At 54.4% G+C, this 25,638-nt stretch carries 23 protein-coding genes and 1 pseudogene; 8 read left to right on the top strand and 16 right to left on the bottom strand.

All coding sequences use genetic code 11. From position 1 onward, the window contains the following. The first annotated feature begins 16 nt into the window (after positions 1-16). Positions 17-1,471, top strand: coding sequence for a DUF1963 domain-containing protein (locus E1297_RS40185; RefSeq protein ID WP_155148275.1), 1,455 nt, complete (start codon positions 17-19; stop codon positions 1,469-1,471). A 46-nt stretch (positions 1,472-1,517) separates the two neighbouring features. Here E1297_RS40185 and E1297_RS40180 read toward each other — a convergent pair whose 3' ends face one another. Both E1297_RS40180 and E1297_RS40175 read right to left on the bottom strand, forming a co-directional pair. Continuing rightward, the gene (locus E1297_RS40180; RefSeq protein WP_155148272.1) at positions 1,518-1,919 is read right to left on the bottom strand and encodes a nuclear transport factor 2 family protein; all 402 of its coding nucleotides are present in this window, start codon (positions 1,917-1,919) and stop codon (positions 1,518-1,520) included. Positions 1,920-2,188: 269 nt separating this feature from the next. Beyond that, entirely contained in the window at positions 2,189-2,968 is a 780-nt protein-coding gene (locus E1297_RS40175; RefSeq protein ID WP_244328065.1) for an alpha/beta fold hydrolase, read from the bottom strand. Positions 2,969-3,416: 448 nt separating this feature from the next. Between E1297_RS40175 and E1297_RS40170 the strand changes: the two genes are divergently transcribed. Further along, positions 3,417-3,974 carry a hypothetical protein gene (locus E1297_RS40170; RefSeq protein ID WP_155148267.1) on the top strand — a complete coding sequence of 186 codons (558 nt, stop codon included), beginning with the start codon at positions 3,417-3,419 and terminating at the stop codon, positions 3,972-3,974. Positions 3,975-4,191: 217 nt separating this feature from the next. On the opposite strand, the gene E1297_RS40165 is transcribed toward E1297_RS40170, so the two are convergent. Then, a complete protein-coding gene (locus tag E1297_RS40165; RefSeq protein WP_155148265.1) occupies positions 4,192-5,019 on the bottom strand; it encodes a hypothetical protein in 828 nt (275 codons plus the stop codon). Positions 5,020-5,377: 358 nt separating this feature from the next. Next, positions 5,378-6,394, bottom strand: a complete 1,017-nt coding sequence (locus E1297_RS40160) for a permease (RefSeq protein WP_155148264.1) — start codon at positions 6,392-6,394, stop codon at positions 5,378-5,380. 100 nt (positions 6,395-6,494) lie between these two features. On the opposite strand from E1297_RS40160, the gene E1297_RS40155 reads away from it, so the two are divergent. Beyond that, positions 6,495-7,352 (top strand): LysR family transcriptional regulator, encoded by an 858-nt coding sequence (locus E1297_RS40155; protein WP_155148262.1) that lies wholly within the window; start codon positions 6,495-6,497, stop codon positions 7,350-7,352. A 430-nt stretch (positions 7,353-7,782) separates the two neighbouring features. Here E1297_RS40155 and E1297_RS40150 read toward each other — a convergent pair whose 3' ends face one another. The 6 genes from E1297_RS40150 to E1297_RS40125 form a co-directional block, all read right to left on the bottom strand. Continuing rightward, a complete protein-coding gene (locus tag E1297_RS40150) occupies positions 7,783-8,436 on the bottom strand; it encodes a DUF1826 domain-containing protein (RefSeq protein ID WP_155148260.1) in 654 nt (217 codons plus the stop codon). Continuing rightward, the gene (locus E1297_RS40145) at positions 8,433-9,644 is read right to left on the bottom strand and encodes a GTP-binding protein (RefSeq protein ID WP_155148258.1); all 1,212 of its coding nucleotides are present in this window, start codon (positions 9,642-9,644) and stop codon (positions 8,433-8,435) included. The genes E1297_RS40150 and E1297_RS40145 overlap by 4 nt, the downstream gene beginning before the upstream one ends. A 483-nt stretch (positions 9,645-10,127) precedes the next feature. Then, a complete protein-coding gene (locus E1297_RS40140) occupies positions 10,128-11,084 on the bottom strand; it encodes a GlxA family transcriptional regulator (RefSeq protein WP_155148255.1) in 957 nt (318 codons plus the stop codon). Positions 11,085-11,157: 73 nt separating this feature from the next. Continuing rightward, on the bottom strand, positions 11,158-12,147 hold the full coding sequence (proX, locus tag E1297_RS40135) for a glycine betaine/L-proline ABC transporter substrate-binding protein ProX (RefSeq protein WP_155148252.1): 990 nt from the start codon (positions 12,145-12,147) through the stop codon (positions 11,158-11,160). A 38-nt stretch (positions 12,148-12,185) separates the two neighbouring features. Next, the gene (locus E1297_RS40130; RefSeq protein WP_155148251.1) at positions 12,186-13,121 is read right to left on the bottom strand and encodes a proline/glycine betaine ABC transporter permease; all 936 of its coding nucleotides are present in this window, start codon (positions 13,119-13,121) and stop codon (positions 12,186-12,188) included. A 12-nt stretch (positions 13,122-13,133) separates the two neighbouring features. Next, positions 13,134-14,216 carry a glycine betaine/L-proline ABC transporter ATP-binding protein gene (locus E1297_RS40125; RefSeq protein WP_368669825.1) on the bottom strand — a complete coding sequence of 361 codons (1,083 nt, stop codon included), beginning with the start codon at positions 14,214-14,216 and terminating at the stop codon, positions 13,134-13,136. 150 nt (positions 14,217-14,366) lie between these two features. Here E1297_RS40125 and E1297_RS40120 point away from each other — a divergent pair, with 150 nt between their 5' ends. From E1297_RS40120 to E1297_RS40105, 4 genes are read left to right on the top strand one after another with little or no spacing between them, the layout of a single operon-like run. Next, positions 14,367-15,077, top strand: coding sequence for a GntR family transcriptional regulator (locus E1297_RS40120; RefSeq protein ID WP_155148250.1), 711 nt, complete (start codon positions 14,367-14,369; stop codon positions 15,075-15,077). Between the two features lie 7 nt (positions 15,078-15,084). Continuing rightward, entirely contained in the window at positions 15,085-16,002 is a 918-nt protein-coding gene (locus E1297_RS40115) for a dihydrodipicolinate synthase family protein (RefSeq protein ID WP_155148248.1), read from the top strand. Between the two features lie 3 nt (positions 16,003-16,005). Next, positions 16,006-17,502, top strand: a complete 1,497-nt coding sequence (locus E1297_RS40110; protein WP_155148247.1) for an aldehyde dehydrogenase — start codon at positions 16,006-16,008, stop codon at positions 17,500-17,502. Next, complete coding sequence (locus E1297_RS40105) at positions 17,499-18,839, top strand: FAD-binding oxidoreductase (RefSeq protein WP_155148245.1); 1,341 nt, start codon at positions 17,499-17,501, stop codon at positions 18,837-18,839. Before E1297_RS40110 ends, E1297_RS40105 begins: the two co-directional genes overlap by 4 nt. 21 nt (positions 18,840-18,860) lie before the next feature. Here E1297_RS40105 and E1297_RS40100 read toward each other — a convergent pair whose 3' ends face one another. The 4 genes from E1297_RS40100 to E1297_RS40085 form a co-directional block, all read right to left on the bottom strand. Beyond that, on the bottom strand, positions 18,861-19,595 hold the full coding sequence (locus E1297_RS40100) for an SDR family NAD(P)-dependent oxidoreductase (RefSeq protein ID WP_155148244.1): 735 nt from the start codon (positions 19,593-19,595) through the stop codon (positions 18,861-18,863). Further along, positions 19,592-20,338 (bottom strand): SDR family NAD(P)-dependent oxidoreductase, encoded by a 747-nt coding sequence (locus tag E1297_RS40095; RefSeq protein ID WP_155148242.1) that lies wholly within the window; start codon positions 20,336-20,338, stop codon positions 19,592-19,594. The genes E1297_RS40100 and E1297_RS40095 overlap by 4 nt, the downstream gene beginning before the upstream one ends. Next, positions 20,335-21,441, bottom strand: coding sequence for a mandelate racemase/muconate lactonizing enzyme family protein (locus E1297_RS40090; protein WP_155148241.1), 1,107 nt, complete (start codon positions 21,439-21,441; stop codon positions 20,335-20,337). Before E1297_RS40090 ends, E1297_RS40095 begins: the two co-directional genes overlap by 4 nt. A gap of 66 nt (positions 21,442-21,507) precedes the next feature. Next, positions 21,508-23,064: a trimethylamine methyltransferase family protein gene (locus tag E1297_RS40085; protein ID WP_155148238.1), complete on the bottom strand. Its 1,557-nt coding sequence runs from the start codon at positions 23,062-23,064 to the stop codon at positions 21,508-21,510. 577 nt (positions 23,065-23,641) lie between these two features. Here E1297_RS40085 and E1297_RS40080 point away from each other — a divergent pair. Further along, complete coding sequence (locus E1297_RS40080; protein ID WP_209016288.1) at positions 23,642-24,202, top strand: CHAP domain-containing protein; 561 nt, start codon at positions 23,642-23,644, stop codon at positions 24,200-24,202. Positions 24,203-24,216: 14 nt separating this feature from the next. Here the strand turns inward: E1297_RS40080 and E1297_RS40075 are convergent, their stop codons facing one another. Further along, complete coding sequence (locus E1297_RS40075) at positions 24,217-24,474, bottom strand: DUF1330 domain-containing protein (RefSeq protein ID WP_155148236.1); 258 nt, start codon at positions 24,472-24,474, stop codon at positions 24,217-24,219. Between the two features lie 152 nt (positions 24,475-24,626). Continuing rightward, positions 24,627-25,638 (bottom strand): annotated as a pseudogene (locus E1297_RS40070) (transketolase); the annotation flags it as partial.

Genomic DNA, 25,638 nt, shown 5'->3' with positions numbered 1-25,638 from the left:
GAGGCGAATAAGTATAGTGTCTGAGCAAAAATTTCTAACATCGCAATTAAGGCAATTCTTCCGAAAAACACTTGGCCGTAAGCGCAATACTCAAAGGCAATCTGATGAAGGCGAAAATTTCGTCGCCAACGCAGCCTCGGATATGTTGTCACAAATTCAGTATGAAGCGGATTTGCGCGCGGCCCGTGGCAACGAGCCACTATCTGTTCGTCTGGTACCTCAAGTACCAGTGCGGGACGTTGATGCAGCGGCAGGTTGGATCGGCGGGGGGGCATGTTTGCCCATTGGGACGAGCTGGCCCATACTGGATTCCCCAACGCAGCTTTTGGCACAAATCAATTGTGGCAAGTTGCCAGAAGATCTTTGGCAAGGGCTTGGTCCACGCGAAGGTTGGCTTGCGATCTTTCTTGATCCCGTGAGCTTTAAGTTAACGGCACTTCACTTCGATCAAGCCGGTCCTTTTGTTCCCTCACCTGAAGTCGATCAAGAGTGTTACATTCTGGGAATTGACCACTCTCGACGGGCCCCAAATCGCACTTGGCGTTTTACACGTTGGCCGGTGGATATCGTGCCTGTTCGACTGGGGCAGGATGATCCGCATTTATACGGTCGGTGTAAAATCACCAACGAACGCTACAAAGAACGCCATGATATCGTTGAAAAGCACCGGTTGCCATTCGATTGGCCATCGACTCAGACGATGATCGATAAGGCGCTCTCTTTTGTAGAATCGATGATCGCCACTGGCGACCTGCCAGATCATTTGAAGCCCGAAAGTATCGGAGCAATGAAAAGGCGTGTTGAGCAGGCAAAAAAGAACGGCGATCCAATTGATGAAATTGCAAAGATGACTTTCGACTACGAAAATCAATTCGCCTTAATTGAATCATTTAAGTTTCGGTCTGAGAATGGACCCAAAGTTGTCAAAAAGCTAAAGGCGATAAAGTCTGAAGTGGACAAGATGGCGTTAAGCGGCGATTTTTCACAGGAAAAAATTTCGCAGTTTACGACTGAGCTGAGTCAACTGAATTGGATGTATGTAAAGACACCGCCGTGGACAATTTCTCACGTTGAACGCATGAAAGAAGGTGTGAAGGTATTTGAGTTGCCTCTCACGACACATGACCCAAAAGCGTCACCCAACTGGATTTATTCGTTTGAAAGTGAATTGTTAGACGCTGCGAAAGCCCCTTATTTGCAGCAGGACGAGCAATTGTCCGATGCACTCATTTCAGACTGCGAAGAGGTTTGGGCTGCCCAAGCCCGTCATGAAATGGGGGGTATGGGCCATACGCCATGGGGTTATGTTCACCAGTTCAACAGCCGACAGGAAGTAACCCTGCTCGAATTGCCTTCGAGCGATCTGATTGGTTGGATGTTCGGAGACGTTAATAATCTGGTGATCACAATCAAGAAGCGTGACTTGAAAAGAGGGGATTTCTCGAACTTGAGCGTGCAAGTAACAAACTAGCTTATTTGGGTTTCAAAACTCGCGCCAATGCTTTCGCTCTTGTTGGTTAGGATTTCCAGAATGAATCACTTTCGGCGGGTAGGGCTTCAACCATCCAAATGCGTGTGATCTGGCCTTTGCTGACCGACATAAGAAAGGCCGCAAAATTGTGAAGTGTCCGGCCTTTGCGTTTCGCTCGAATTTCAACCATCGCCATCACCTGATCGGAAGAAACAGGCGCGATTTGCGTCGCCTTGATACTTGGGCGAACTGTTGCGATATCCATTGCGTCTATGGATCTCATGTATCCGTCTCGCCCATGGACTTGTTTGGTGCTGCCATCGGGTTGGGTTATTTCAGCTACGAGATCTTTGGCCAAACATGCGACGATGCGATCACGATCCGCAACATCGAAGGCTTTAACAAAGTGTGCGGCGACAGCGGAAGGATCATCGAGACTTTTTGCCATTAGCTTTTCTCGCACTTGCTATTTTGTTTGGTTGAATCGTCAGCCGCAGCTCAGAATAAGTCAACACAGGCCAAGGCCACTGTTCTCTGTTGCATGCTAGGGTAGTCCCGCCAAACCCAAATCGATCGGTAGTCGTACTCAGCGTATTCTCCCGAAGCGGCAGGCCGCAATAGGCGTATACCGGAGTAAACAGTGTGACTCACAAACAGCTGTGATGCGGATGAAGTGAACTATCGCTGCCTTAGCACGAGTTTCTGCTGCGAAGTGGTTCAGATGATCGCGTTATCGATCAATCGGTAGAATTCTTCTTTGGCATGAATTTCCTGCCATGGCTTATGTCCACAACGTTCAAGTTCGACGAACTTTGCCCATGGAAGCGCCGTCAACAATGGAATCTGAACGCCTTCCGATGGTCTTGGATCATAATCGCCATGGATTGCGAGGACAGGGCACTGAATGGTCGCGATGGCCTCTAGCAGTGAGCCGTTAGTGCGCATCTCATCCGCTTCGCGCCAGACCGCTGCGTGAATTTCGCCATCGAAAACAACGGTTGGAGGGGACGATGAATCACGCGCATAGGTATCTGCCAGATCACTGAGTTCGATAAACCTTGCAACGTCTTTGATATTACCTTCCGAAGCGCCAAGCATGTTCAGTTCCGACCGCTGCTTATTCGTCAAACGGGAGTTTTTCGTCGTTCGAATAGCAGAGGCAAAACGCGCTTCAAACGGTCCGCTGCCCAGAAGGATGAGATTGTGCACCAAAGTTCTATAGCGTGCAGAAAACAAGCATCCGAGCCATGCGCCCCAGGACCATCCGATAAGTGTCACAGGTGGCGAACAATGTGCTTCGATCTGGGCTGTGAGTTCGTCCACCTGTCCATCAGCCGAGTGACGGGTCTTAAAAGGTTCCAAGACAGAATGGCCTCTTTTGCCCAACTCCCGTGCAAGGGGTTCGATCTCGCCCGCGCCCCCTGGTCCTCCGTGAAGCACGACGACCCGAGAGGTTTTGCCTCCATACTGACGAACGTCCTGTCCAATACCAGTCATCCAGCAAACGTCACCACCCAAGCGCGGTATTGTCAAATCGAAGCCAAGCGTGACGTGCTGAACACAAAGCCGACATTCATTCTTAACCTTAACGCAGCACCGGTCACTCGAGCTCATAACCGTCGTTCTCGGCAGCAGGCATAGGCAACCAGGACGAGCCCAGATACTCCATGGACAACATTTTAGTTTATTGCTCGTAACGCAAATTGCGAACGACACTCACCAGACTCTGGGCATCACCGACCGGTTTTATGCCGGTTACAAGTCTTCCGATGGTAGCTCTGAGCCGTAGTGTTCTACACAAGTCCGAACCCACTCCGCAAAGCTGTTCTACAATACAGTCTTAGTAACACCGCTTTCTTGACTCAGGGCTAAGCCTTCGACACGACTAACAGGAACACACCCGGATCACACAATACAGTAACCAACTAAATTGAAAAAAGACTTCTTGTACTACGCAACAGGCGGATGGTTGTTTTTAACTTTCATGGCGGGAGTTTACTACCTGTTTCAGGCATTGCTGCCTTCTGCAGACGTCGCAAGCGTTCCACGGCCTGCTGTCTACACTTTGGACGTGGGGAACTTTGAACCCGGCCAGTCTGCAATGTTCAGGCTTGACGAAGTTCCAGTGATTATCTGGCGGCGAAATTTCGAGCAGAAAGTTCAGGCGCTTGAGCTCCTTGGTTTTGAGTTCAACAGCAATGCGAGCCTTTTCGAGGAAGTTCGGGCTAACGAAGAGATAGAAATCGAACCCGACCGCGTTTTGAGGTTTGAGTGGTTTGTCGTGAGTCCAATCAACACTGGCGGATACGGCTGCATCGTACGGCCAGATGCAGGAGACTTGGGTGGTTTCTACGACCCATGCCAAAATGTTCATTTTGATCTTTGGGGTAGGGTCGGAAAAGGACCAACTGAAGTGGACCTTCAGGTTTTGCCATGGAGCATTTCTGACGATAGTAGCGCAATAACTGTCGATGTAAGCAATGCGCCACGGCTTGAATGGTAGCGCCGCAAACCGGCTATAGTGCAAGGGCAGCTCTGAGGCCATTGCCGCCGTCGATCAGACATCAGTCATTCGCGTGTGCAGTAGGTCGCGAACCGCAGATTCCGGTCATTCAGGACCAGGTACACATGGCAAGTGAGCCTACAAACCCACCGTTCTTTGCGGCCGCCAAACGACCGCTCTCATTTGCAACGGCCGGGTTGCGTTAGCTTCTGGAGAGTTAATGTAATGCTGGGTCGGCGACAGGTACTTCGTACCTCAAAGTGATCTTCTTTTCGGGCAGACCAACTACGATAACAAAATCCCACCAGCTTTCTTGCTCATCATCGTTCCAAGAAGTGGCAGGGGTATTTTCGGGGATGTCGACAGAGATTCTTATCTGGCCGCCACTCATCTCTTCCGTCTGACCTGTTAGTTTTTGATCCACGACTTTCTCAAAAGCGACTCCATCACTTTCTTCTCGGCGTACGACTTTCAGGTGCTCCAACCACGCTTCGACTTGGTCAGTCCGCCGAACACCAACCACTTTAATCACTGCCGAGAACTTTGAACCTATCCATGCAGGTCGGGTCTCGGAAATCAGGTTGACGTACCGCTCTAGCCTCCATGTTCTCCAGGCAAAATAGGTGCTGAGCGCGAAGTAGAGCGCACCTACAATCGGAATAAGGTTGAGCAGTACCCAATAGTTTCCTTCGGGTAGTCCTGCTTGCAAGGAAACAATGCCGGAGAGGGCAAACACTCCCAAAATAAGAGTGAACGCCAGACTTCCCCAGAATTCCGGTTTGCTTCGAGACGTCATGTTGTCTGTCCGCCACCTCTTGCTTCTCATCCAGGGCTCATCTGGAAATTTACCTTCGGATGCGCGGCGAAATCTGTCTTCGCGGTGATCCAAGAAACATAACCACAGGATTCCGGCGAAGATTGTAAGAAACAACAATCCGAAGGGGAAAACCCACCAAGAGAATTGTTGATACGCGATTGCAGCGACCATGATTGCTATCATGGTTACCACCCCAATTACGATAACCCCATTGGTCGTAACACGCATTGGACGGTCTCCGAAAACCCAAGCTCGTGGGACTAGTACGCTCGCCCGGCACGTTATTTTGACTTTGAGACGAAGATAAGGCGCAAGCTGGCAAAGCAAGCATTCGTCCATCTCGCCTTACTCGTCGAAGTGGGCTTGCTGCCGCCATTCTCTAGGGTGAGCCTTTACAAGTTCTTTGAGACCATCACCGCCGTCGGCCAAACATCGGCATTTCGTTTGTGCAGCGCGTCGCAAACCGGAGATTCAGGATTAGTTGGCCAATCGTGAATGGGCGTAACAAAGCTACTTTTCGCGGCGCTGGCACTCAGGTTTGATTCAGAACACTCAGTGCTCCTGTGGGGCGCCAGTCATCGCAGTGTTAAACGACTAACCCAAAGATCCAACCTGCCGCCATTGAACCGGTTACCGCAAGGGAGAGGTAGAGCAAAAACGGCTTTAACTTCAGCACTGGAAAGATTGCCATCGCACCCCAGATACTCACGACGCCACCGGATACCAGAAACGCCATGGCTGCACCGGATGACATGCCATGGTCCATGAGGGAGCGGGTCAGCGGCAAAGCAGCGTATCCATCCAGATAGGCAGGCGCGCCAACAAACACCGCCAGCGGAATGGCCCACCACACATCGCCACCCACGTAAGAAGAAAGAGCTTGGGGCTCCAGCAGGCTTTGCAGAACAAATTCGGCGGCGAAGGCGGGGATCAGGCAAATCAGGACAAGACGTGAAATGGCGATGAACTCGGTTCGAAAGTGAGTGCGATGTTTAGGTGACCGCCAGACAGCCCATTCGATTTCATCTGCCTGGCAAACCCGCCCGAGGCTTCCGACCAAGGCATTGTCGCGTAGTGCTGACTGGGCCCAAGACCGGTTGATGAGCAGAGCGGTTACGCCTCCACCAAACAAACCCATCGCCATCGCGGCGAGGGTCTTGCCGATGGCAAAGCTCATCCCCAAGGTTGCGGCGGTTGTAGCCAGCATGGCCGGATCGGTGACTGGCGACGACAGCCAGAATGCCATGACCGGTGCAAGCGGCACACCTGCAGCCAGCAATCCGGCCATCAAGGGCAGAACGGTGACACCGCAGACCGGAGTGACCGCTCCGATCAAGGAGGCTGCAACAATTGTTTTGAACAGGTTTCCGTTGAACACCTCGGCGATACGACTGCCGGCACCGCTGGCGCTGACCCAGGCCGCTATCAGAATGCCGGGTATAACAAGAGGCGAAACCTGAAGCAGGCTGATTGCTACAAACTCAAATGTTTCGAGGGCTTTTGTGGGAAAGGCGATAGAGATTGCACCCACGGAGACTAACGCCGCAACAATCAGGATTTTCGCTGTAGAGTTTCTGGAGTTAAGGGCGCAGTCGTTCGCCATGGCACTTCCTTTCAAGGGCTGCATCATAGGTAGCAACTTGAAAGAAATCTGAAAAACGAATAGTTTTAAACGCAGATATAAGAAATTACGAAATCTTACGATGCCGCATCTGGATAGCGATCTGCTCAGGACCTTTCTTGCTGTCACGGATACCGGCAGCATTCTGGCGGGTGCGGAGAGAATTCACCGCACTCAGTCTGCCGCCAGTATGCAAATCCGAAAGCTGGAGGAGCTTCTGGGCCAAGACGTATTTGTGCGTCACGGGCGAGGCGTGCGCCTGACAACTGCCGGTGAAAAGCTTGAACCCGTTGCCAGAAAGGTCGTCGGAGACCTCAATGACATCTTTGCGGAATTGACCGGAAAGGAACTGACCGGGGTACTTCGAATTGGTATCCCCGACGATCATAGTTCTGAATTGTTGTCTGAAATCATCGCAGATTTCGCCCGAGAAAATCCCAAAGTTGAACTCAACGTGCAGCGCTCACTAAGTACAGGGTATTCGGTTGCTCTGGCGTCGGGGCAAATGGATATCGCGGTTCATGAGGTTGCAGAGCTGGGTCCCAACATGGAGTCGTTGAAAGATGAGCACATTGTCTGGGCAACGTCACGGGCACATGCCGTTCACGAAGCAGACCCATTGCCTGTTGCCTTGTTTGACCGCGACTGCTGGTGGCGCGACGTGGCGGTGAATGCGCTAATTGAAAGCGGCCGCAACTACCGGGTTGTCTATTCCAGTGAAAGCGCCACCGGCGTAGCCGCAGCCGTTCGGGCAGGTGTGGCTATTGGTGTTTTGAATGCGGACATGCTGACGGCCGACATGGTGCAACTGACCACTGAGAACGGATTTCCCAAGCTGCCTGCATCCAAGCTGGTGATTGAATATGGTCAGAACATCGATTCCGAGATTTGCGGAGCGATGGCGGATGCAATTCGAAGAGCGTTCGGGGTCGCGAGTTGATCCGGGCATAATGCAGCAAATTGAACCGTGCAGAATTGTCAGCCGAAATGGCTTTGGTGCGAGCGGACTTGGAGTTTCCAATTTAGGAGTTACTTGACCACAATACAAAAATGCGGCCCAAGCAGGTTAGGAAGTATTTATATGTTTAGGTTATGTGGAACACCTGCTTGGATATGAATCCGCGCCTTGGAAGCTCGAGCCTAGCACCGCGAGGAATTTGATCTCCGGTCAGAGGGTTAGGTCGGAGCCCAAAACCCCAGTGACCAAACTTCAGTCCTTTGCATGTGCGGCACTTCGCCAATCGCGCATTCTGGACGTCCAGCACCGAGTAGAAAATCAAGGTGATCGCAACAAAGCGATCACCTTGCATTGGGCCAAATTCCGTTCCCAATACCAGATCGGTTTCGATAAGACCGTCTTTTTTACTGAGTCAGTGTATCAAGACTTGGTCGAATTCGTCGTCAGGATCTGCGACCGGATCAAGGACAAGCACAAGTCGCGTTTCTCCGGACCCTTCAATAGGTGGCGAGCGATGCAAAAGGCCTGACCTCGGTTGTTCAGGCCAGCGTGTTCCTCGCAATATTATTGGTGCAGCAGTGGGAACTGTGAAGACGCGACCTGGATCATCTCCGTCGGTGGAGATGCCATATTGAGTACCCGTGCCGCGATACGTGCAGACGAGGCGGGCAGTGACCGCATCTATGTGAAACCTACGACAGGCATTCGTGGTCACGACATCTAAGCGCAGGCGCAGCCATTCTGCGCTCATCAAACCTGCGAAGATCTCCGACAGCGCGGTGACGTCATCAATCAAGCGGTCGCATTCTTGGGCTTTTGGAGTTCCGGAGAGTTCACATATTTCAGCAACCGCCTGCCGAATAGATCGCGGGCGCAGGACCAATCGCGCTTTTGGCAGGTTTTCAGGCGGTATTCTGTCGATCCACGATTGAAAGCTGTGCACGGGGTTCCTGCGCCAGACCACAGCAGCACAACCGGGGTGATGGATTGCTGACAAACCCTCAGGCGTTTCCGCGACACCGACGCCGATTGCGGCATCTTCGATGATCTCACGAGCATAGTTCATGCTGCGGCCTCGGCGCGTCGCCACAGGGGGAACGGATCGGGCAGGTTTGGTAAGTTCTCGGGTCGGTCTGCAACCTGCGTGGGCAGCAAGGCTGCGTCTAACCGGGCCTTTAGAGTTGGCCAATCTATGCCGCTTCCGATGAACACGATTTCCTGCCGCCGGTCGCCCCATGGCTCTTGCCAGTGTGCCTCCATGTAAGCGCGGGCGCTTTCGTGATCCGGGCGCCGGTCTTCCGGAACAGTTGCCCACCACGTTCCAAGCGGTTTGACTGAAGACAAAGAGCCGGCGAGTGAAAACTCGGCAACCCAATCCGGACGGGTGGCAATCCAGAAATGACCCTTGGCGCGGATTACTCCGGGCAGTTCCCCGTTCAGAACAGTCAGAATTTTTTCAGGTACGAACGGCTGCCGTGCGCGGTAGACGAAACTTGTTACTCCATATTCTTCAGTCTCGGGAACATGGTCCGCAAACCCATAAAGCTCTTTGGCCCACATTGGGTGTTCATGCGCTTTCTCGAAATCGAAAAGGCCGGTATCCAGAATTGCATCTGCGGGTACATCAGAGTGGTCGGTCTCAACGATCTGAGCATCAGCATTCAGACTCCGGATGATCTTGCGTGCTGCATCCACACGATCAGGCCCGGCATCAGTGATTTTGTTCAGAATCACAACGTCCGCAAACTCGATCTGGTCTGTAAGCAGATGAACCAGAGTGCGCTCGTCTTCTTCGCCAAGCACCTCACCACGGTCACTCAGGAAGTCGTGGCTGGAAAAATCTCTTAGCAGATTCACAGCGTCAACAACGGTGACCATGGTGTCTAATCGCGAAACATCCGAGAGGCTATTTCCATCGGCGTCCCGAAAATCGAAGGTAGCAGCGACGGGTAGTGGTTCGGAAATTCCGGTTGATTCAATTAGCAAATAGTCAAACCGATTCTCGGTTGCCAATCTCCTGACCTCATCCAGAAGATCGTCGCGAAGCGTACAACAGATGCAACCGTTGGACATCTCCACCAGCGTTTCGTCCGTGCGGGATAGCTCTGTATCGGCGCGCACAAGGTCGGCGTCGATGTTGACCTCGGACATGTCGTTAACAATTACAGCGACCCGTCGCCCGTCACGATTGTTCAGCACGCGGTTCAGAAGAGTTGTCTTACCAGCACCGAGGAAGCCGGAGAGGACGGTGACAGGAAGGCGGGTGTCTAGCATGAAGTGTATTCCTCATCTGGATGGATCGGACGGATCGTCGGGCAGGCGGGATCTGACTTCCTACAATCCGCACACATGTTTGTTATGTTATTGTATAACAATCAGCAAGAGGCGTTTTATTTGGAAATTGAGTTGCGCCCAAATCCTGGAAGGTCTTCGAGCAGCCTATGGGCTCTAAACTCCCACCAGATCAGAAGAAAATACAGCGTGGAAAGCTGACGAAGTTAGGCTCACTGCCACCATCCCCTGCCAGGCGCTTCAATTGGTCGAACGAGCCCTTACCCGTTATCCGAAAAGGTAACAGTTTATGCATGTGAGGCATGATGCCAACCCGGCGGAATCCAAGGATTGCTTGCGTATCCCGATCTTTGCCGGATGAAAACTGTTTACTGCCTTTGCTGCATGCCAAACGACAGTTCGGTAAGCAACAGCGCGAAGGCAGGAACCTGTACTATCTGGGTTGATCGAAGATACAGCCGTATCTCAGTCCAGTCGTCCTCGTTGCAGCATTGGTGTTACGCCAAATGCCGCCCTGTATACGCGGGAAAAATGGCCTGCACTTTCAAAGCCGCAAGCAAAAGCGACATCCGTTACTGATGCCTCAGTCTGTATGAGAAGGTGGCGCGCGCGTTCCAATCGCATCTCCATAAAGTACTTTTTCGGCGATGCGTTGAGGTATTTCCCGAATAAACGTTCAAGTTGCCTGGTCGAAATCCCAAGTTGCTCGGCGATGACGGATGGCGAAACCGGGTTTTCGATGCGATCGTGCATGATCTGGATCGCCTTTGCCAAATGCGTATTCCGCATTCCGTTGCGCGACTGAAGAGAAACGCGTTGTTCGGCTGTTGCATTCCGGACCGCGTTGTAAACCATCTGATCCGCCACGGCGACAGACAGGTCATAGCCGTGGTCACGCTCGATCAGATGCAACATCAGATCTGCAGTAGCCGTGCCGCCCGAAGCTGTGACGTGTTTTTCATCAGCCACAAAGACGCTGCGGACCAGGTTCACCTCCTGAAACGCCTCCATAAAGGCATCATGGTATTCCCAATGGATCGCGGCTTGCATGCCATCCAGAAACCCGGCCTCGGCAAGCACCCAAGCGCCCGAACACAATGCGCCGATCGCTGTTCCCTTGGCACGCTCGCGCCGCAGACTGCTCAGCAAAGAACGCGACACGTGATTGCGCATGTGTATACCTGAAAGCACAAAAATCTGATCGCATTTGGGAAGTAGATCGAACCCTGAATGCACCAAAGTGACAGATCCGTTTGAACAAACGGCCTTTTCCCCTTGCTCCGAAGCAAAGGTCCATTTGTACAACTCGTGCCCGCTGACAAGGTTGGCAATGCGCAATGGTTCGACCGCACAGGAAAACGCCAGATGCGAGAATTCCTCGACCAGCATGAAGTTGTAGTGCTGCGTCTGAGCTTGGATCATGATTACGTCACCCTCAGAAAGAAACTGCGCGAGCTTCAGCCCGCGCAGATCCCAGTTTGGCTGATAGACTTGATTATTGAGCAGCAGCCTGCGCCGCTTCAAGCCAGCTGTTGTAAGTTTCGCGGTTAGCCTCGATCCAGGCTTCGACGTGACGGTCGATATCGTCCGAGCCGTCTTCACCATCAGACACCATCTTGTTCTGCGCTGAGATGTCGTTGATGTCGATCTTGGCTACCTCGAACAACTTGGCTGCCGCGGGGTTGGCGTTCAGAAAGTCATCTGTGGCGACAACACGAATACTGTCTACTGCAAAACCCAGATCTTTACCGTCGAAGGTTGTTTCTGCAGTGGCCCCATCCGGAAGAGAGGAATAGGGAACAGCCAGCCATTCCACATCTTCGCCCGGAACCAGCGCACCTGACACCCAGTACGGTGTCCATGTATAGTACAGAACGTTTTCGCCTGCAGCGTTGCGAGCGATCGTGTCTGCGATGATGGCGTTGTAAGCGCCTTGATTGTGGGCAATGGTGTCGCGCAGTCCGAACTCATCCAACTGATGTTCGATCACACGCTCACAACCCCAACCCGGCACGCAACCCGCCAGATCAGCTTTGCCGTCGCCATCGGCGTCGAAAAGCTTGGCCTTTTCCGGGTTTTTCAGGTCGCCAAGATTCTGAACGCCCGCATCATAAGCCGACTTGTTGACAAGATAGCCCTGTAGCGCGCCGTCAATCAGCGTACCAACTTTTTCCAGAACGTCATCGCCACCGGATTCCTGATAAAACGTGTCGTGCAGCTTGTTCCAGTGCACGGCCGTGAAGTCACCGTCCCCGGTACCCAGGGCCAGGTGGATCGTCTGGTATTCAACTTCCTGCGGATCAGCGATCTCGTAACCCAGGTCCTCGAGTGCGGCAAACAAGATGCGATGTTGGAAGATTTCTTCGACCGATGGCGCCATCACAGGGCGAACGGTCACGCCTTCGCCCGGCTTGTTAGACGCAAATGCAACGCTGGTCAGCATTGTGGTCGCTGCAAAGGCCGCGATCGCTTTTGTTTTGAGCATAGAATTTCCCTCCCTAGGGTTTTGTTGAATTGTGAAGTTCAGGTTTTGTTAAAGACGCGCATCACCGCGCCCACTGGTCCGGTTTGCCACCAGTGGCGATGGCCGCGTTCGCGACCGGACTGCCCCATGCCTTGCGTAATTCTGTCGAGTACGATGGCCAGGATCACGATGCCCAAGCCGCCAACCAGCGCCTTGCCTGCATCCAGACGACCCATGGCACGCAAAACCTCGTTGCCCAGCCCTTTGACGGAAATCATCGATGCAATCACGACCATGGACAGCGACAACATGATGGTTTGGTTGACGCCAGCCAGAATGGTCGGTGTCGCCAACGGCAGTTCGACCTTGAACAGAATCTGACGGGGGTTCGCACCAAAAGCACGGGCAGCTTCAACCACGGATGCATTCACGCCGCGAATACCCAGCGAGGTCAGGCGGATCAGAGGCGGCAGTGCGAAGATTATGGTGACGATGACACCCGAAACGTTGCCAATACCTATCAGCATGACGACGGGCACGAGATAGACGAAGGCAGGGATGGTTTGCATCGTGTCCAGAACAGGACGGATCGCGGTTTCGAACCGGTCGTTCTTGCCCGCCAGAATTCCAAGTGGCAAGCCGATGATGAAACACAGGATAACGGCCGAGATAACAATCGCCAGCGTCGTCATCGCCAGTCCCCAGGCATTCGGCGACAGAAAGCCCAGCACCGTCATGCTGATAGCTACCAGAATGGCGACCTGACGGCCTGCGGCCTGCCACGCTATCAGCACCAATAGGACCAGCATGATCAGCGGCGGAACCGCATTCAGACCGTTGTCTATGCCAACTATCAGGTCATTGAAGAAGTTCTTGATCGGTTGGATGATGCCCCGATTGGAAATCGCCCATTGCTTTACACCGTCAGCCGATTCCGCCAGCCCAAGATCGACCGAGGAAAACGGGTCTAGAATATTGAATTCCGTATCTGCCATAACGTTTGATCCTCAGTGCTTTAGGGTACTGGCGTCTTCGACGTCGCCCTGAATGCCGCGCAGCAGGGCGTTCTTGGTCACGATCCCGATGGCCTTGCCATCCGCCTTGACCACAACCGGGTGTTGGGTGGAGATCGACAGGTTCACCAGATCGTCCAGCGAATGATCCGGATGCGCTTCGGGCCAGTCGCTTGCATCGATCGGACCGCTATGGCGTTCGAAGGCCTCGACGGGTTCCATGATTTTGCCGGCCGAAATCAACTCAAGTTTGGAAATGCCCGCGACGAAATCAGCTACATACTCGTCGACCGGATTGGTCACGATATCCTCGGGTGTGCCAACCTGCACCAGTGCTCCGTCTTTCATGATCGCGATCCGGTCACCGATGCGAATGGCCTCGTCCAAATCATGCGTGATAAACAGCGTGGTTTTCTTCATCTCGGCGGACAGGGACATGAATTTGTCTTGTAGTTGCCGGCGGATCAGAGGATCGAGGGCCGAAAAGGGTTCGTCCATCAAGAGAATTGCTGGGTCGGCGGCAATTGCCCGGGCCAAACCAACACGCTGCTGCATGCCGCCAGACAGTTCGTCCGGGTATTTCTGATCCCAGCCATTCAGATCTACTGCGTCAATGGCGCGCAAAGCGTTTTCGCGACGTTCGCGCACATCATGCCCTCGCACTTCCTGACTGAACGAAACATTGTCCAGAACCGTCCGGTGGGGCATCAGCGCCATGTTCTGGAACACCATGCCAATTTTCTCGGCACGCAGTTCACGCAGGTCACGGGCAGACAGGGTGTTCACGTCCTGACCTTCGATAAAAAGTTGACCCGAAGTTGGCTCGATCAGCCGGTTCACATGGCGAATCAGAGTGGACTTACCGGATCCCGAAAGCCCCATGATGCAGAAGATTTCACCGCGATTGACGGTGAAAGTCGCGTCCTGAACGCCCACGACACAGTTGAACTGATCCCGAACCTCAAGCTTTCCAAGTCCCTGCGCCTGAACGGCTTTCATCGCCTCATCGGCGTGTTTCCCGAATATCTTCCACAGATTTCGGCAATCGATCACGGGTTCTTCCACGCTGCTGTCCACCGGCGCTGTCCTCCTCCAGTTTTTTTGTATGCTGCATAAATTACTATTGTGTACAAGTTGTATTTTTGAAAGATACACGGTGAGCGCCAATTGTGTTTGCCGCACGATTCGTCATTCTGGCATCCCGGCAACGCAACATGAGGACATGCGATGAAAGACGAGGCGAAGAAGCGGAAGGATGAGCTGAGAGAGCACCTGAAGGTGTCGATCCTGACTCTACGTTTGCGCCCAGGTGCTGATCTGGATGAGGCACAGTTGTCTGACGCCTTTGGCCTGTCCCGGACGCCATTGCGCGAAGTTTTCCGGCAGCTTGCGGGTGAGGGTTATCTGGATCTGCGCACGAACCGCAGCGCCCGCGTATCTGAAATGTCCTATACGACGCTGCGCGACTTCTTTCTCGCCGCTCCTATGATCTATGGAGCTGTCTTGCGTCTCGCAGCACAGAACGCGACGCCCGTCCAAATCGAAGAGCTTAAAACGTCCCAAGAAGCGTTCAAGGCTGCATTGCGTAGCGGGTCGGGCGAAGAGCGAGCACTGGCCAACAACCGCTTTCATGAGATCACCGGCGAAATGTCGGGGAATATCTATTTGCTACCCTCGTATAACCGACTGCTGATTGATCATTCCCGGATCGGTATGACCTTTTATCGCCCGCAAACTGCGGAGATGTCGGAAAATCTGTCCGAAGCCAGCCAGCAGCACGACGCCATCATAGCTGCAATCGAAGCGCGTGATGAAACAGCAGCAGCTCAGCTGGCCGAAGACCACTGGAACCTCTCTCGCGACCAGATCGAACTGTTTGTAATGCCCGAGGCCTTGGACGTTCCGATGGGCGCGTTGCCTCGATCGAAACCAGCATGAGGACTGAATGAACCCGATATTCAGATTTGAGGGGATCTATACCCCTGTCGTCACGCCATATAACAGTGACGGAACCGTCAATTGGGATGCGTTAAATGACGTGATCGACTATTTGATCGAAAACGGCGTGCACGGCCTGATATCGGGGGGATCGACCGGCGAAAACTATGCGCAAACCGTAGAGGAACGCCTGGAACTCGCTCGTTTCACACATGAACGTTTGAAGGGACGTCTGCCGCTGGTTGTCGGAACCGGTTCCATGCTGACATCGGATTCAATCACGTTGGCTAAGGGTGCTCGGGAACTGGGAGCGGATGCGATCCTGCTTGCAAGCCCTGCTTATTCAGTGCCGACAGACCGGGAAAACGCACTGAATGCACTGGCCATCGACAAGGCCGCCGATCTTCCGGTGATGCTGTACAATTATCCGCATCGTACCGGGACAATGATGGGCGAGGAGTTCCTTGACCGCGTGGGTCGTAGTCGCAACTTCTGTGGCATTAAAGAAAGTTCAGGCGATATCAATCGGGTGCACCTGCTGGCCCGCGACTATCCCCATATCCAGCTTGGCTGCGGCATGGATGATCAAGCGTTGGAGTTCTTCGCATGGGGCGCACCATTTTGGGTGTGTGGAGGATCGAATTTCCTGCCTGCCGAGCATGTTGCGCTGTATCAGGCCTGCGTTATCGAAGGCAATTTCGCCAAGGGTCGTCGGATCATGTCCGCAATGATGCCGCTGATGCGGGTGCTCGAACAGGGTGGCAAGTTCATTCAAACCATCAAACATGGCGTGACCATGAACGGTATCGAAGCGGGCGCGATGCGGCCTCCGCTGAAAGGCCTCAACAAAGATGACAAGCGCGCGCTGGAACAGGTGACACGTGTGCTGAAAAAGACAATCGCAGATATCGTGGCGGAGGGTTAAGGCATGGAATTGCTGACACAGGACGAATACAAATCCATCGCTGCCGGCCTGACCTTGCCCACGGGCGCTTTCATTGATGGTGCGTACCGCCCGGCGATCTCTGGCGAGACTTTTGAGACTGTTAACCCGGCGACTGGCGAAAAACTGGCTGACATCGCGGCATGCGGCGCGGCGGATATAGACTTCGCCGTAGAAAAGGCGCGTGAGGCGTTTGACGAAGGCCGATGGTCGAAGCTCCACCCATCCGATCGCAAAGACGTGCTGATCCGGCTGTGCAAGCTGATAACCCGTAACGCTCGCGAACTGGCGGTGATGGAGAGCATCGACAGTGGCAAGACGATCTATGACTGCGAAACCGTGGATGTGCCCGAAACCATCCACTGCCTGAAATGGCATGCCGAGGCGATCGACAAGATCTATGATCAGGTCTCGCCCGCCAGTGACGATCACATTGCCATGGTGGTGCGAGAACCGATTGGCGTTGTGGGTTTGGTATTGCCCTGGAACTTCCCGTTGCTGATGCTTGCATGGAAGATTGGGCCTGCTCTGGCGGCGGGGTGTTCGGTGGTGGTGAAACCGGCAGCCGAGACCTCTCTGACTGCTCTGCGCCTGGCCGAGTTGGCGATGGAAGCTGGATTGCCACGTGGCATTCTGAACATCGTTCCGGGTGGTGGTGCGGACGTCGGCGAACCTATCGGGCGGCATATGGATATCGACATGGTATCCTTCACCGGCTCAACCATCACCGGCAAACGTTTCCTGACCTATTCTGCCGAAAGCAACGCCAAAGAAGTGGTGCTGGAGATGGGTGGAAAGAACCCAGCCATCGTGATGGACGACGCCGAGAATCTCGACCGTGTGGCCGCGCACGTGGTGAATGGCGCGTTCTGGAATATGGGCGAGAACTGCTCGGCCTCGTCGCGCCTGATCGTGCATAAGGATGTGAAGGCTGAACTGCTGGAGCGCATCGCACACCACGCCAAACAATGGAACATCGGAGATCCGCTGGACCCGGAAACCCGCATGGGCGCGCTGGTAAGTGATAGCCACTACAACAAGGTTTGCGGCTATCTGGATCAGGCCGAGAGTGTGTTAATCGGCGGCAAGGCTGATAACGGATTTGTCGAAGCTACCGTGGTCGAAGTACCCGGCAACGATGCTCCCCTGGCGCGGGAAGAGATTTTTGGTCCCGTGTTGTCGGTGATCGAAGTCTCGGGGTTCGATGAGGCCATCAAGATTGCCAATGACACCGAGTATGGGCTTTGCGCCTCTATCTTCACTGCAAACGCCAAACGCGCCATTCGTGGCGCGCGCGCGATCCGGGCAGGAACCGTAACCGTCAACAGCTTTGGTGAGGGCGACATCACCACGCCTTTTGGCGGTTACAAGCAATCTGGGTTTGGTGGGCGCGACAACTCGGTGCACGCCCACGACCAGTACACTCAGCTGAAGACCATCTGGATTGATCTGGCCGATGATGCGGATGAGGCTGTGGATTGAGTAACTATTCCGCGCGACAACAACCTGTCCATCGTGGGGCGGCTGCCTGGAATGCCATTTTGGGCAGCCAGCCACCGGCACAAGAGTTAGATACCCACATAACCGCCGATTTCGCCGTAGTTGGTGGAGGGTTCGCAGGTCTGACAGCAGCCCGTCGTCTGCTGCAATTGCAGCCAGACGCCAGGGTTGTCGTATTGGAAGCAGGGCGCATGGCTGAGGGTGCGGCTGGCCGCAACTCAGGCTTCATGATCGACCTGCCTCATGATCTGTCCTCGTCGGATTACTCGGGTTCGGGGGACGACAAGGCGGTGATTGCGCTGAACCGACAAGCCATCGCATTTGCCCGCAGTGCAGTCGAGGAATACCAGATCGACCCGAACTATTTTGATCCGGTTGGCAAGGTGAACGGCGCCGCCAGTGCGGCCGGCCAGACACATAATGAAAGTTACGCCAAGCATCTGACAGAACTGGGTGAAACCAGCGAGATGCTGGACGCACAGCAGATGTATGAACTGACCGGATCACGCCACTACGTTTCCGGACTTTACACGCCAGGTACCGTGATGCTGCAACCTGCGGGTTACGTTCGCGGGTTGAGTGCCGGCCTGTCCGGGGATGGCGTGAAGGTCTGCGAAAACTCGGCCGTTATCGGGTTCGAAAAACAGGGTGATGCATGGCTTGTCAAAACGCATCGTGGCTCGGTCAGCGCAGGAGCAGTCTTGTTGACCGTCAATGGTCATCTGGAAAGCTTCGGTATCGAACGGGGAAGATTGATGCAGCTCTTCCTGTATGCCGTTATGACGCCAGAGTTGGACGAAGGTGATCAGTCGCGTCTCGGTGGGCAATCGCGCTGGGGCGTGACCCCATCAGATCCGATGGGCACCACCATGCGTCGGATCGATACCGGACAGGGTGGCAATCGCATCATCACCCGCACCTGCGCTACCTTGCGCCCCGACATGAAGGTTTCCAAGACCGATCTAACCCGGGCGACGAAAGTCATGCAGCGCAAATTCGACAAGAGGTTCCCACAGCTTGCGGGAATACAGATGGAATACAAATGGGCTGGCCATCTTTGCCTCAGTCTAAATGGTGTTTCAGTTGCGCGCGAGATCGAGAGGGGCGTTTTTTCCGGCTGTGTGCAGAATGGGCTGGGAACAGCGCGCGGTACTCTGACAGGGATTGCAGCGGCAGAGATGGCCTGCGGGCACAGCTCGGACATCACTCGGTTTTTTGCTGGCGCAGACAAACCAAGGCGCCTACCGCCACAGCCTTTCCGAGAAATCGGGGCTAACATGGTTCTGCGTTGGAAAGAATGGCGCGCCGGTGACGAATAGCAGCGGCGCAACCAAAGCCAATCAGGGCAGGCTTAGCTTGGCCATGCGACCGCCGTCGACAGTATAAACCTGACCAGTGATGAAGCCGGATTCTTCTGCGGCCAAAAAGGCCACGAGCGCAGCGACCTCATCCGGCGTTCCGGTTCGGCCGACGGGATGGATATTCCCGATATTTCGGCGAAACGCCTCGGGATCCGGCATGGAGTTGATGAAGCTCATGTTGAGTTCAGTGTCGATCCACCCCGGAGCAATCGCGTTGCAGCGTATACCTTCGGCCCCGTGATCCACAGCCACGGCGCGGGTCAGACCGTGCAATCCGGCCTTTGATGCGCAATAAGCCGCGTGGCCGGGATTGCTTCCCAGACCTTCGATCGAGCCAACGTTGACGATGCTGCCGCGAGTTTTGCGCAAATATGGCAGCGCTGCTTTAATCATCAGGAACGGCGCAGTCAGGTTGACCATCAGGTTGTTCTGCCAGTCCTCAACCGACATATCCTCGACAGTGGATTCCTGCATCATACCGGCGTTGTTCACCAGTACGTCGAGCTTACCTGCTGCCTCAATGACCTGAGAGACTACGGCGCCGGGGCTGTCGGGATTGCCAAGGTCCGCCTCGATCCCTTCGAAGTCTACCTCCGGTCCGCGCTGTGCGGTGAATACGCGGGCACCCTCCTGCCGCAACCGCTTGGCAATCGCTTGTCCAATTCCGCTGCGCCCGCCGGTGACCAGCGCGATTTTTCCAGCAAACCGGTTCATGATACCGGCTTCCCACCATTAACCTCGACCAGCGAACCACAGATGTATCGCGAAGCATCGGACACGAGAAACATAACCACGTCCGCAATATCGTCGGGTTCGGCAATCCGGCCCAAAGGAACCGTCTGCCCGAGTTCTGCCACCGCTGTATCCGGATCGAAGCCACGTTTGGCAAAACCGGTGCGCAGCATCGGCGTGTTCACCTCGTTCGGGCAAACCGCATTGACGCGAATGCCCTGATGCGCGTGATCCATCCCCATACATTGCGTCAGCGATGCGATAGCGGCCTTGGTCATGCAATAAAGCGCGTGATTGCTACCCGGCCTCAATCCCCAGCACGAGCCGGTGTTAACAATCGCCCCGCCGCCGTTTTGTGCCATGATCGGAATTGCCGCCCTGCAAATACGGAACGGAGCCTCGACATTCACCCCCAAAGATAATGACCAGTCCGCATCCGAAGTATCCGTAACTGGTCCGCGCGTGATCACCCCTGCGTTGTTGACCACGATATCTAACCCGCCCAGCAAAGCAGCGGCGGCCTTAGGCAACTCGTCCGAGTATGCTGGATCCAACAGATCACCGGGCAAATGCGCTTCGGCCTCGACATCCGCAACCGAACGATCCGCAGCGGCGACGTGAACGCCTGCAGACCTTAGCTGGCTGACGATGGAGATGCCCAAGCCACCAGCCGCACCCGTCACCAGGGCTTTCTTGCCCTCAAGGTCCAATTTACTTCCGGTCATGCGAACGACTCCACAGGTGCGCCAAAGTTGCTTTCATCGGGCTGGATGCCTAGCCCGCTTCCCGTTGGAACCGAGATATGCCCGTCATTGATTTGGATGCCTTTTTGGGTGTCGTAGTGACCTTCGATGTAAGGCTGAGCAAGCCAAACCCCCTCTAACAGATCGGAACGGACTGTCGCGCCTATATGGGTGCAGGCCGCGGCAATGATGTCGCCCCCCCAACTGTCATCACAGGTGTGGGGAAGATTCCGTGCTTCACAAAGATCGCGGAAGGCGCGCATCGGTTGCAGGCCACCGATACGGGTAATCTTCATGCCGAATCCGTCGACCAGACCAGTGCCAGCAGCCGTGACCGCAGCATTCAGGTTAACCCCACTCTCATCCATGTAAATGGCGTGACCTACTTGAGGGCGGATCATCTGGATATCCTCAATCGTATTGCAAGGCTGTTCCATCACAAATGGGATGTCAGGGCATTCGCGGCTGACCCTCAGTGCGTCGCGGGTGGTCCAGCCCCTGTTGCCATCGACTGCCAGACGTATACCTTTACCCCGTACTACCTCCCAGACTTTGCGGATGGTTTCGATATCCAGGTCAACCGGGCGACCGCCAACCTTGATTTGCAAGCGGGGGAAACCTTCGGCGACCTTTTCAGCTGCCAGTCTTGCGATGTCGACCGGTTCACCAACACCAGTTGCATAATAGGATGGTATTTTGTCCGTCGTGGCCCCACCCAACAATGTCGCGACACTGATACCCAAATGTTTGCCCAATGCATCATGCACAGCGATATCAATCGCCGCCTTGGCATAGTTGTGACCGTTCAACAATTTATCCATCTGACGGTGCACAGGCAGCGGCAGAATCTCGGTGCCGATTAATCCCGGACCCATCTCTGCAAGCGCCGCACGTGCGCCACCCGCGTGTGATTCAGCGTAGGTGGGGCCAACGGGACAGGTTTCACCCCAACCAATCAATCCGGTATCCGTTACCAGTTTGACCAAGGTCGTATTCAGCGACCACACTTGGGCATTTGCCATCGTGTAAGGGCCGTCTTTTACCGGCAATTCGTGGCTGTAGATATGTAGCTCGGCAATCTTCATGGCTGGATCTTTCAAAGCAATTGAGGAAACCGCCCCCGTGTCCGCGAGCGGTAGAAACCGTGTCCTTCAATAGGTCTGGTTCAACTCGTCCGCTGCGGGGATCTCGCGCTCTCTGCGCGCTATGTAGTCGAGTAGAGCCTCGTTCTTTGCTTCGTCCAATTTGGGTTCTTCATACTCAGCGAGCAGTTTGCGCGCACGTTTCAAAGCCCGCTCGGTAATCTCGACTTCGCCTTCAGCAGCCCACTGTTCGATTGAGTTATTGTCGAACAGTTCTGGCATAAAGAACGCATCCTGAAAGTTCTGTTGTGTGTGAGGGTGACCCAGATAATGTCCGCCAGGCCCTACATCCGGGACCGCTGATACAGCCTCATCAAAGTCATGCCATTTGGGACCTTCGGCCATGCGATAAGCCATTGCACATTGTTCAGCATCTACGATGAATTTTGCGACCGAGCAGTGCATTCCAGCCTCGTTCCAGCCTGCGCTATGCCAGATGTAGTTGGCACCAGAATGAATGACGGCTTGAAGCGTAGTGGCAGACTCGTACCCAGCCTGCGCATCGAACGTCTTGGCACCACCAAGTGTGTTCGAGGTCCGCCAAGGAACCTCATAGTGCCGGGCCATTTGGCCGATCATGAAGTTCATCAGGCTGATCTCGGGTGTGCCCGCCATCGGAGCACCCGATTTCATCGAAACTGTCGACAGATAATGACCATAGATAGCGGGTGCGCCTTTGCGAATAACCTGCGTATAGGCCAGTGCAGACAGTGCCTCGGCATTCAACTGCGCCACCGTTGCGGGCACTGATGCGGGCGTGTTGGCACCACCCAGCACAAAGGGCGAGCAAAGAACCGGTTGATTGCGCCGACAGAACGCGCGCATCGCACCCAGCATGGTTTCATCCCAAACCAGAGGCGAGTTACCGTTGCAATTGCCGGTGGTAACCGGATGGGTATCCAAAAACTCCTCACCGAACAGGATGGCGCACATTTCCATCACGTCTTCGGCGTTCTTGGGAGAGGTCGTCATGCCCATGAACGTTTTGTCAGAATACTTCATTGACGAATAGGTAATCCGCAGATGCCGCTGACTGATCGGATGGTCGTACGGCTCGACAATATGATGGGCCGAACTGTGCAGCGCTGGCATCATGTGTGCCAACTTGTGAAACATCGCAAGGTCATCCAGCGTCGGATTGCGGCGCACGTCCTCCAGATCTCGTAGGAAAGGAGCCCCCGTCATCGGGACAAAGATCGAATGGTTGCCACCCAGGCGGACATTTTTGTGAGGGTCGCGCGCGTGGTAGGTAAAGTCAGACGGGATGGTGGAAATCAGTTCGCGTACGAGATGGCGATCCAGATAAACAAGTTCGCCCTCTACCTTTGCACCGGCTTTCTTCCAGTCCTCCAGTGCGATTGGGTCACGAAACTGAACTCCTACGTTTTCCAGGATGTCCATTGACGCGTTATCAATGCGTTCAACCTGGTCGGCATCCATGACTTCGCAATTCGGGATGTTGCGCTTCAGGCCGGGAAGCATATCAAATTTTGGTGCTGTCCGCTGTGCCCGACGGGCTGAACGCCCTCCGGCGCGGGCTCTTGTGGCTGTGGCAGAGGTAGTCATGTTGGTGATCTCCTTTGCCGCTATTTTTTTCGAGTGATCGTTTCTCCACATGCAGGAATGCGAAATGATTTTGCAGAATCCGACGCGACACGTTTGTCGCCACATTTTTGATGTGCAGCCAACTCAGGCGACCGGCACAACCTTTAGGTCGGGCGCGGGCATAATTGCATGTCAATGTCAGCGCCCACCCGCGTTTGGTGCAGGTTGCACTATTCGGTAGGTGTGGGCCCGAAGCAGTAGATTTTACAGAAACTCTGTGTCCATTCGCCGAATTTGTTGTGCCTGGCACCACGGATGGCGATAACGCGTAAATTCGTGTGGGCGAACCAAGGTCGACAGTCCAAGAACGCTATTCACAGGGTGCTATGATCCAAAAAAGAGAGACCTTGATTGAGCTCACCTGTAACCGATGTCTTTGCACTTAAGCTGAAGCTATTTGCCTATTCAGGCTCAGCTAGTGGCAAAAATGCGACATAGTGAACTGGCAAATTCCTGCCGGGGAATTGACGGGTCTCTTTTTATAATCCGATAAATCGCCGTAAAACACCCTAACCACTCAAACCGGCAACTAAGTCTCTTGCAGATCAGCATTAGCAAAACCAACACGATTTGGCCGCGCCTGACCGGCGCCACCCGCGCTGCGATTGCGCTGGGATTTATTGTTCTCGTCTCTGCCTGCGCAAAGAACCCTAACGACGTGGATCTCGATCCGGAACGCCAAGCAATGGCGCTGCAAGAGGTTTCAAAAAAACGGGCACGTGGGCAAAGAGTTTGGTGTGTGCCCTACGCACGAAATCTCAGTGGCATCGAAATTCGCGGCAACGCCAAGGACTGGTGGGGCAAGGCGCACAATATCTTTCAGCGAGGCAATGAACCGGTTGTCGGTGCAGTGATGTCATTCCGGGCAACCCGCGGTATGCCTTTGGGCCATGTGGCGGTCGTATCCAGTATTGTCACTGACCGGGAAGTCATCGTGAATCATGCCAATTGGCACCGCAACAAGGTGTCTTTGAAGATGGGCGTCAAGGATATATCCAAAAACAATGATTGGACGTTGGTCCGGGTCGAAAGCCAGCCAGGTCAATATGGCAGTCTTTACCCGGTAAACGGGTTCATCTACCCGAAAGCTGTTGAGTAGCCCAAATCAACTTCTTATTGCAGCCACCGCGAACCCCAGGAATGCGTCATGGGAGGCTCGGTGAGGAAGCTATCGAGAGCTGTTCTGGATGGGAATTCGAGGATGGCGATCAACGTACAGTCTTTTATATCACCTTCGAGGGTCTCAGTGTTTCCGCTGCGTGAAAGATAGCGGCAGCCGTGCTTCTCAACCAGATTTTGGACGTTGGCCGCAATTTCCGGAACCCAGCTATCATCTGTAACTTTGATTTCCGCGATCAAGTAGACGCTCATTTTCGATTTCTTGCACAAGGGGCAACCGGGATGGTTCGCTCAAGTTAAGGAAGGGTGTCAACTCAGCCGAATCTCATCCAGTCACAGAACTGGATCGTACAGTATGTTCAGTGCTAGCTTGTTCTCTACGCTATTGCCCAGACTCAACCCACTCATGCACGGTGAAGCGCCCTGCCATGAGTCAGGCCATTCACTTTCTCGAGAATAGCGTCTGCGTCAATGCAGTGGTGGCGATATAGATCGCCGATCGTTCCGGTCTGACCAAAATGCTCGACACCCATTGGGATAGTCTGATGTCCAAGCACTGCCCCGAGCCAGGATAGAGTTGCAGGATGACCATCGATAACGGTGACGAGCTTGCAGTGTGGCGGAAGGTCGGACATCAGGGTTTCGATGTGAGAGCGTGCCGCTTGGTTGCCGCGAGAACGCGCTCGTTGCGCGGCGGTCCATCCGGCATTCAGGCGATCTGCGGATGTCACGGCCAATACACCTACGTCGCGACGGCCTTCACCAATCATACCGGCGGCCGTGATTGCCTCCGGCGCGACTGCTCCTTGATAGGCGATCACAACTTCGCAATTGGGCCCGGGTTTTCGCAACCAATAAGCCCCATCGATGGCGCCTTGGCGGAACTCATCGTCGACACGCTTTCCAGGCTGTTCAATCGGGTTGGTCGTCAGGCGCAGGTAGACAGACCCTCCGGTTTCATCGCGCAGCCATGTGCGCTCGTCGGGCTGTCCTTCACCATCGCGCTGCAGGTAGTCGAAGGCCCATTCCATAATCACCGCCAGCTCGTCGGCAAAGGCGGGTTCAAAAGCGGCCAACCCGTCTTGGCTCATCCCGATGAGCGGTGTGCCAACGGACTGGTGTGCTCCACCTTCTGGTGCGAGTGTGACGCCGGAGGGTGTGCCAACCAGCATGAAACGCGCGTCCTGATAACAGGCGTAATTCAGTGCATCGAGGCCGCGGCTGACAAATGGATCATAGACGGTGCCAATTGGGATCAGCCGCTTACCGAACAGGGAATGCGACAGACCCGCCGCTCCAAGAAGCAACATGAGATTCATTTCGGCGATACCAAGCTCGATATGCTGCCCTTCCGGCGTGAATTCCCATTTCGCCGTCGAAGGAATCCGGTGTTCTATGAAGGCATCGGCTTGCTCG

Source organism: Roseibium sp. RKSG952 (assembly GCF_009711355.1).
This window is presented reverse-complemented; position numbering and strand designations above follow the sequence as displayed.

What these genes read in the sequence shown, in the direction of transcription:
- E1297_RS40180 (WP_155148272.1), bottom strand. Translation starts at nt 1,919, where the DNA reads ATGGCAAAAAGTCTCGATGATCCTTCCGCTGTCGCCGCACACTTTGTT.
- E1297_RS40175 (WP_244328065.1), bottom strand. Translation starts at nt 2,968, where the DNA reads ATGACTGGTATTGGACAGGACGTTCGTCAGTATGGAGGCAAAACCTCT.
- E1297_RS40165 (WP_155148265.1), bottom strand. Translation starts at nt 5,019, where the DNA reads ATGCGTGTTACGACCAATGGGGTTATCGTAATTGGGGTGGTAACCATG.
- E1297_RS40160 (WP_155148264.1), bottom strand. Translation starts at nt 6,394, where the DNA reads ATGGCGAACGACTGCGCCCTTAACTCCAGAAACTCTACAGCGAAAATC.
- E1297_RS40155 (WP_155148262.1), top strand. Translation starts at nt 6,495, where the DNA reads ATGCCGCATCTGGATAGCGATCTGCTCAGGACCTTTCTTGCTGTCACG.
- E1297_RS40150 (WP_155148260.1), bottom strand. Translation starts at nt 8,436, where the DNA reads ATGAACTATGCTCGTGAGATCATCGAAGATGCCGCAATCGGCGTCGGT.
- E1297_RS40145 (WP_155148258.1), bottom strand. Translation starts at nt 9,644, where the DNA reads ATGCTAGACACCCGCCTTCCTGTCACCGTCCTCTCCGGCTTCCTCGGT.
- E1297_RS40140 (WP_155148255.1), bottom strand. Translation starts at nt 11,084, where the DNA reads ATGATCCAAGCTCAGACGCAGCACTACAACTTCATGCTGGTCGAGGAA.
- proX (WP_155148252.1), bottom strand. Translation starts at nt 12,147, where the DNA reads ATGCTCAAAACAAAAGCGATCGCGGCCTTTGCAGCGACCACAATGCTG.
- E1297_RS40130 (WP_155148251.1), bottom strand. Translation starts at nt 13,121, where the DNA reads ATGGCAGATACGGAATTCAATATTCTAGACCCGTTTTCCTCGGTCGAT.
- E1297_RS40120 (WP_155148250.1), top strand. Translation starts at nt 14,367, where the DNA reads ATGAAAGACGAGGCGAAGAAGCGGAAGGATGAGCTGAGAGAGCACCTG.
- E1297_RS40115 (WP_155148248.1), top strand. Translation starts at nt 15,085, where the DNA reads ATGAACCCGATATTCAGATTTGAGGGGATCTATACCCCTGTCGTCACG.
- E1297_RS40110 (WP_155148247.1), top strand. Translation starts at nt 16,006, where the DNA reads ATGGAATTGCTGACACAGGACGAATACAAATCCATCGCTGCCGGCCTG.
- E1297_RS40100 (WP_155148244.1), bottom strand. Translation starts at nt 19,595, where the DNA reads ATGAACCGGTTTGCTGGAAAAATCGCGCTGGTCACCGGCGGGCGCAGC.
- E1297_RS40095 (WP_155148242.1), bottom strand. Translation starts at nt 20,338, where the DNA reads ATGACCGGAAGTAAATTGGACCTTGAGGGCAAGAAAGCCCTGGTGACG.
- E1297_RS40090 (WP_155148241.1), bottom strand. Translation starts at nt 21,441, where the DNA reads ATGAAGATTGCCGAGCTACATATCTACAGCCACGAATTGCCGGTAAAA.
- E1297_RS40085 (WP_155148238.1), bottom strand. Translation starts at nt 23,064, where the DNA reads ATGACTACCTCTGCCACAGCCACAAGAGCCCGCGCCGGAGGGCGTTCA.
- E1297_RS40075 (WP_155148236.1), bottom strand. Translation starts at nt 24,474, where the DNA reads ATGAGCGTCTACTTGATCGCGGAAATCAAAGTTACAGATGATAGCTGG.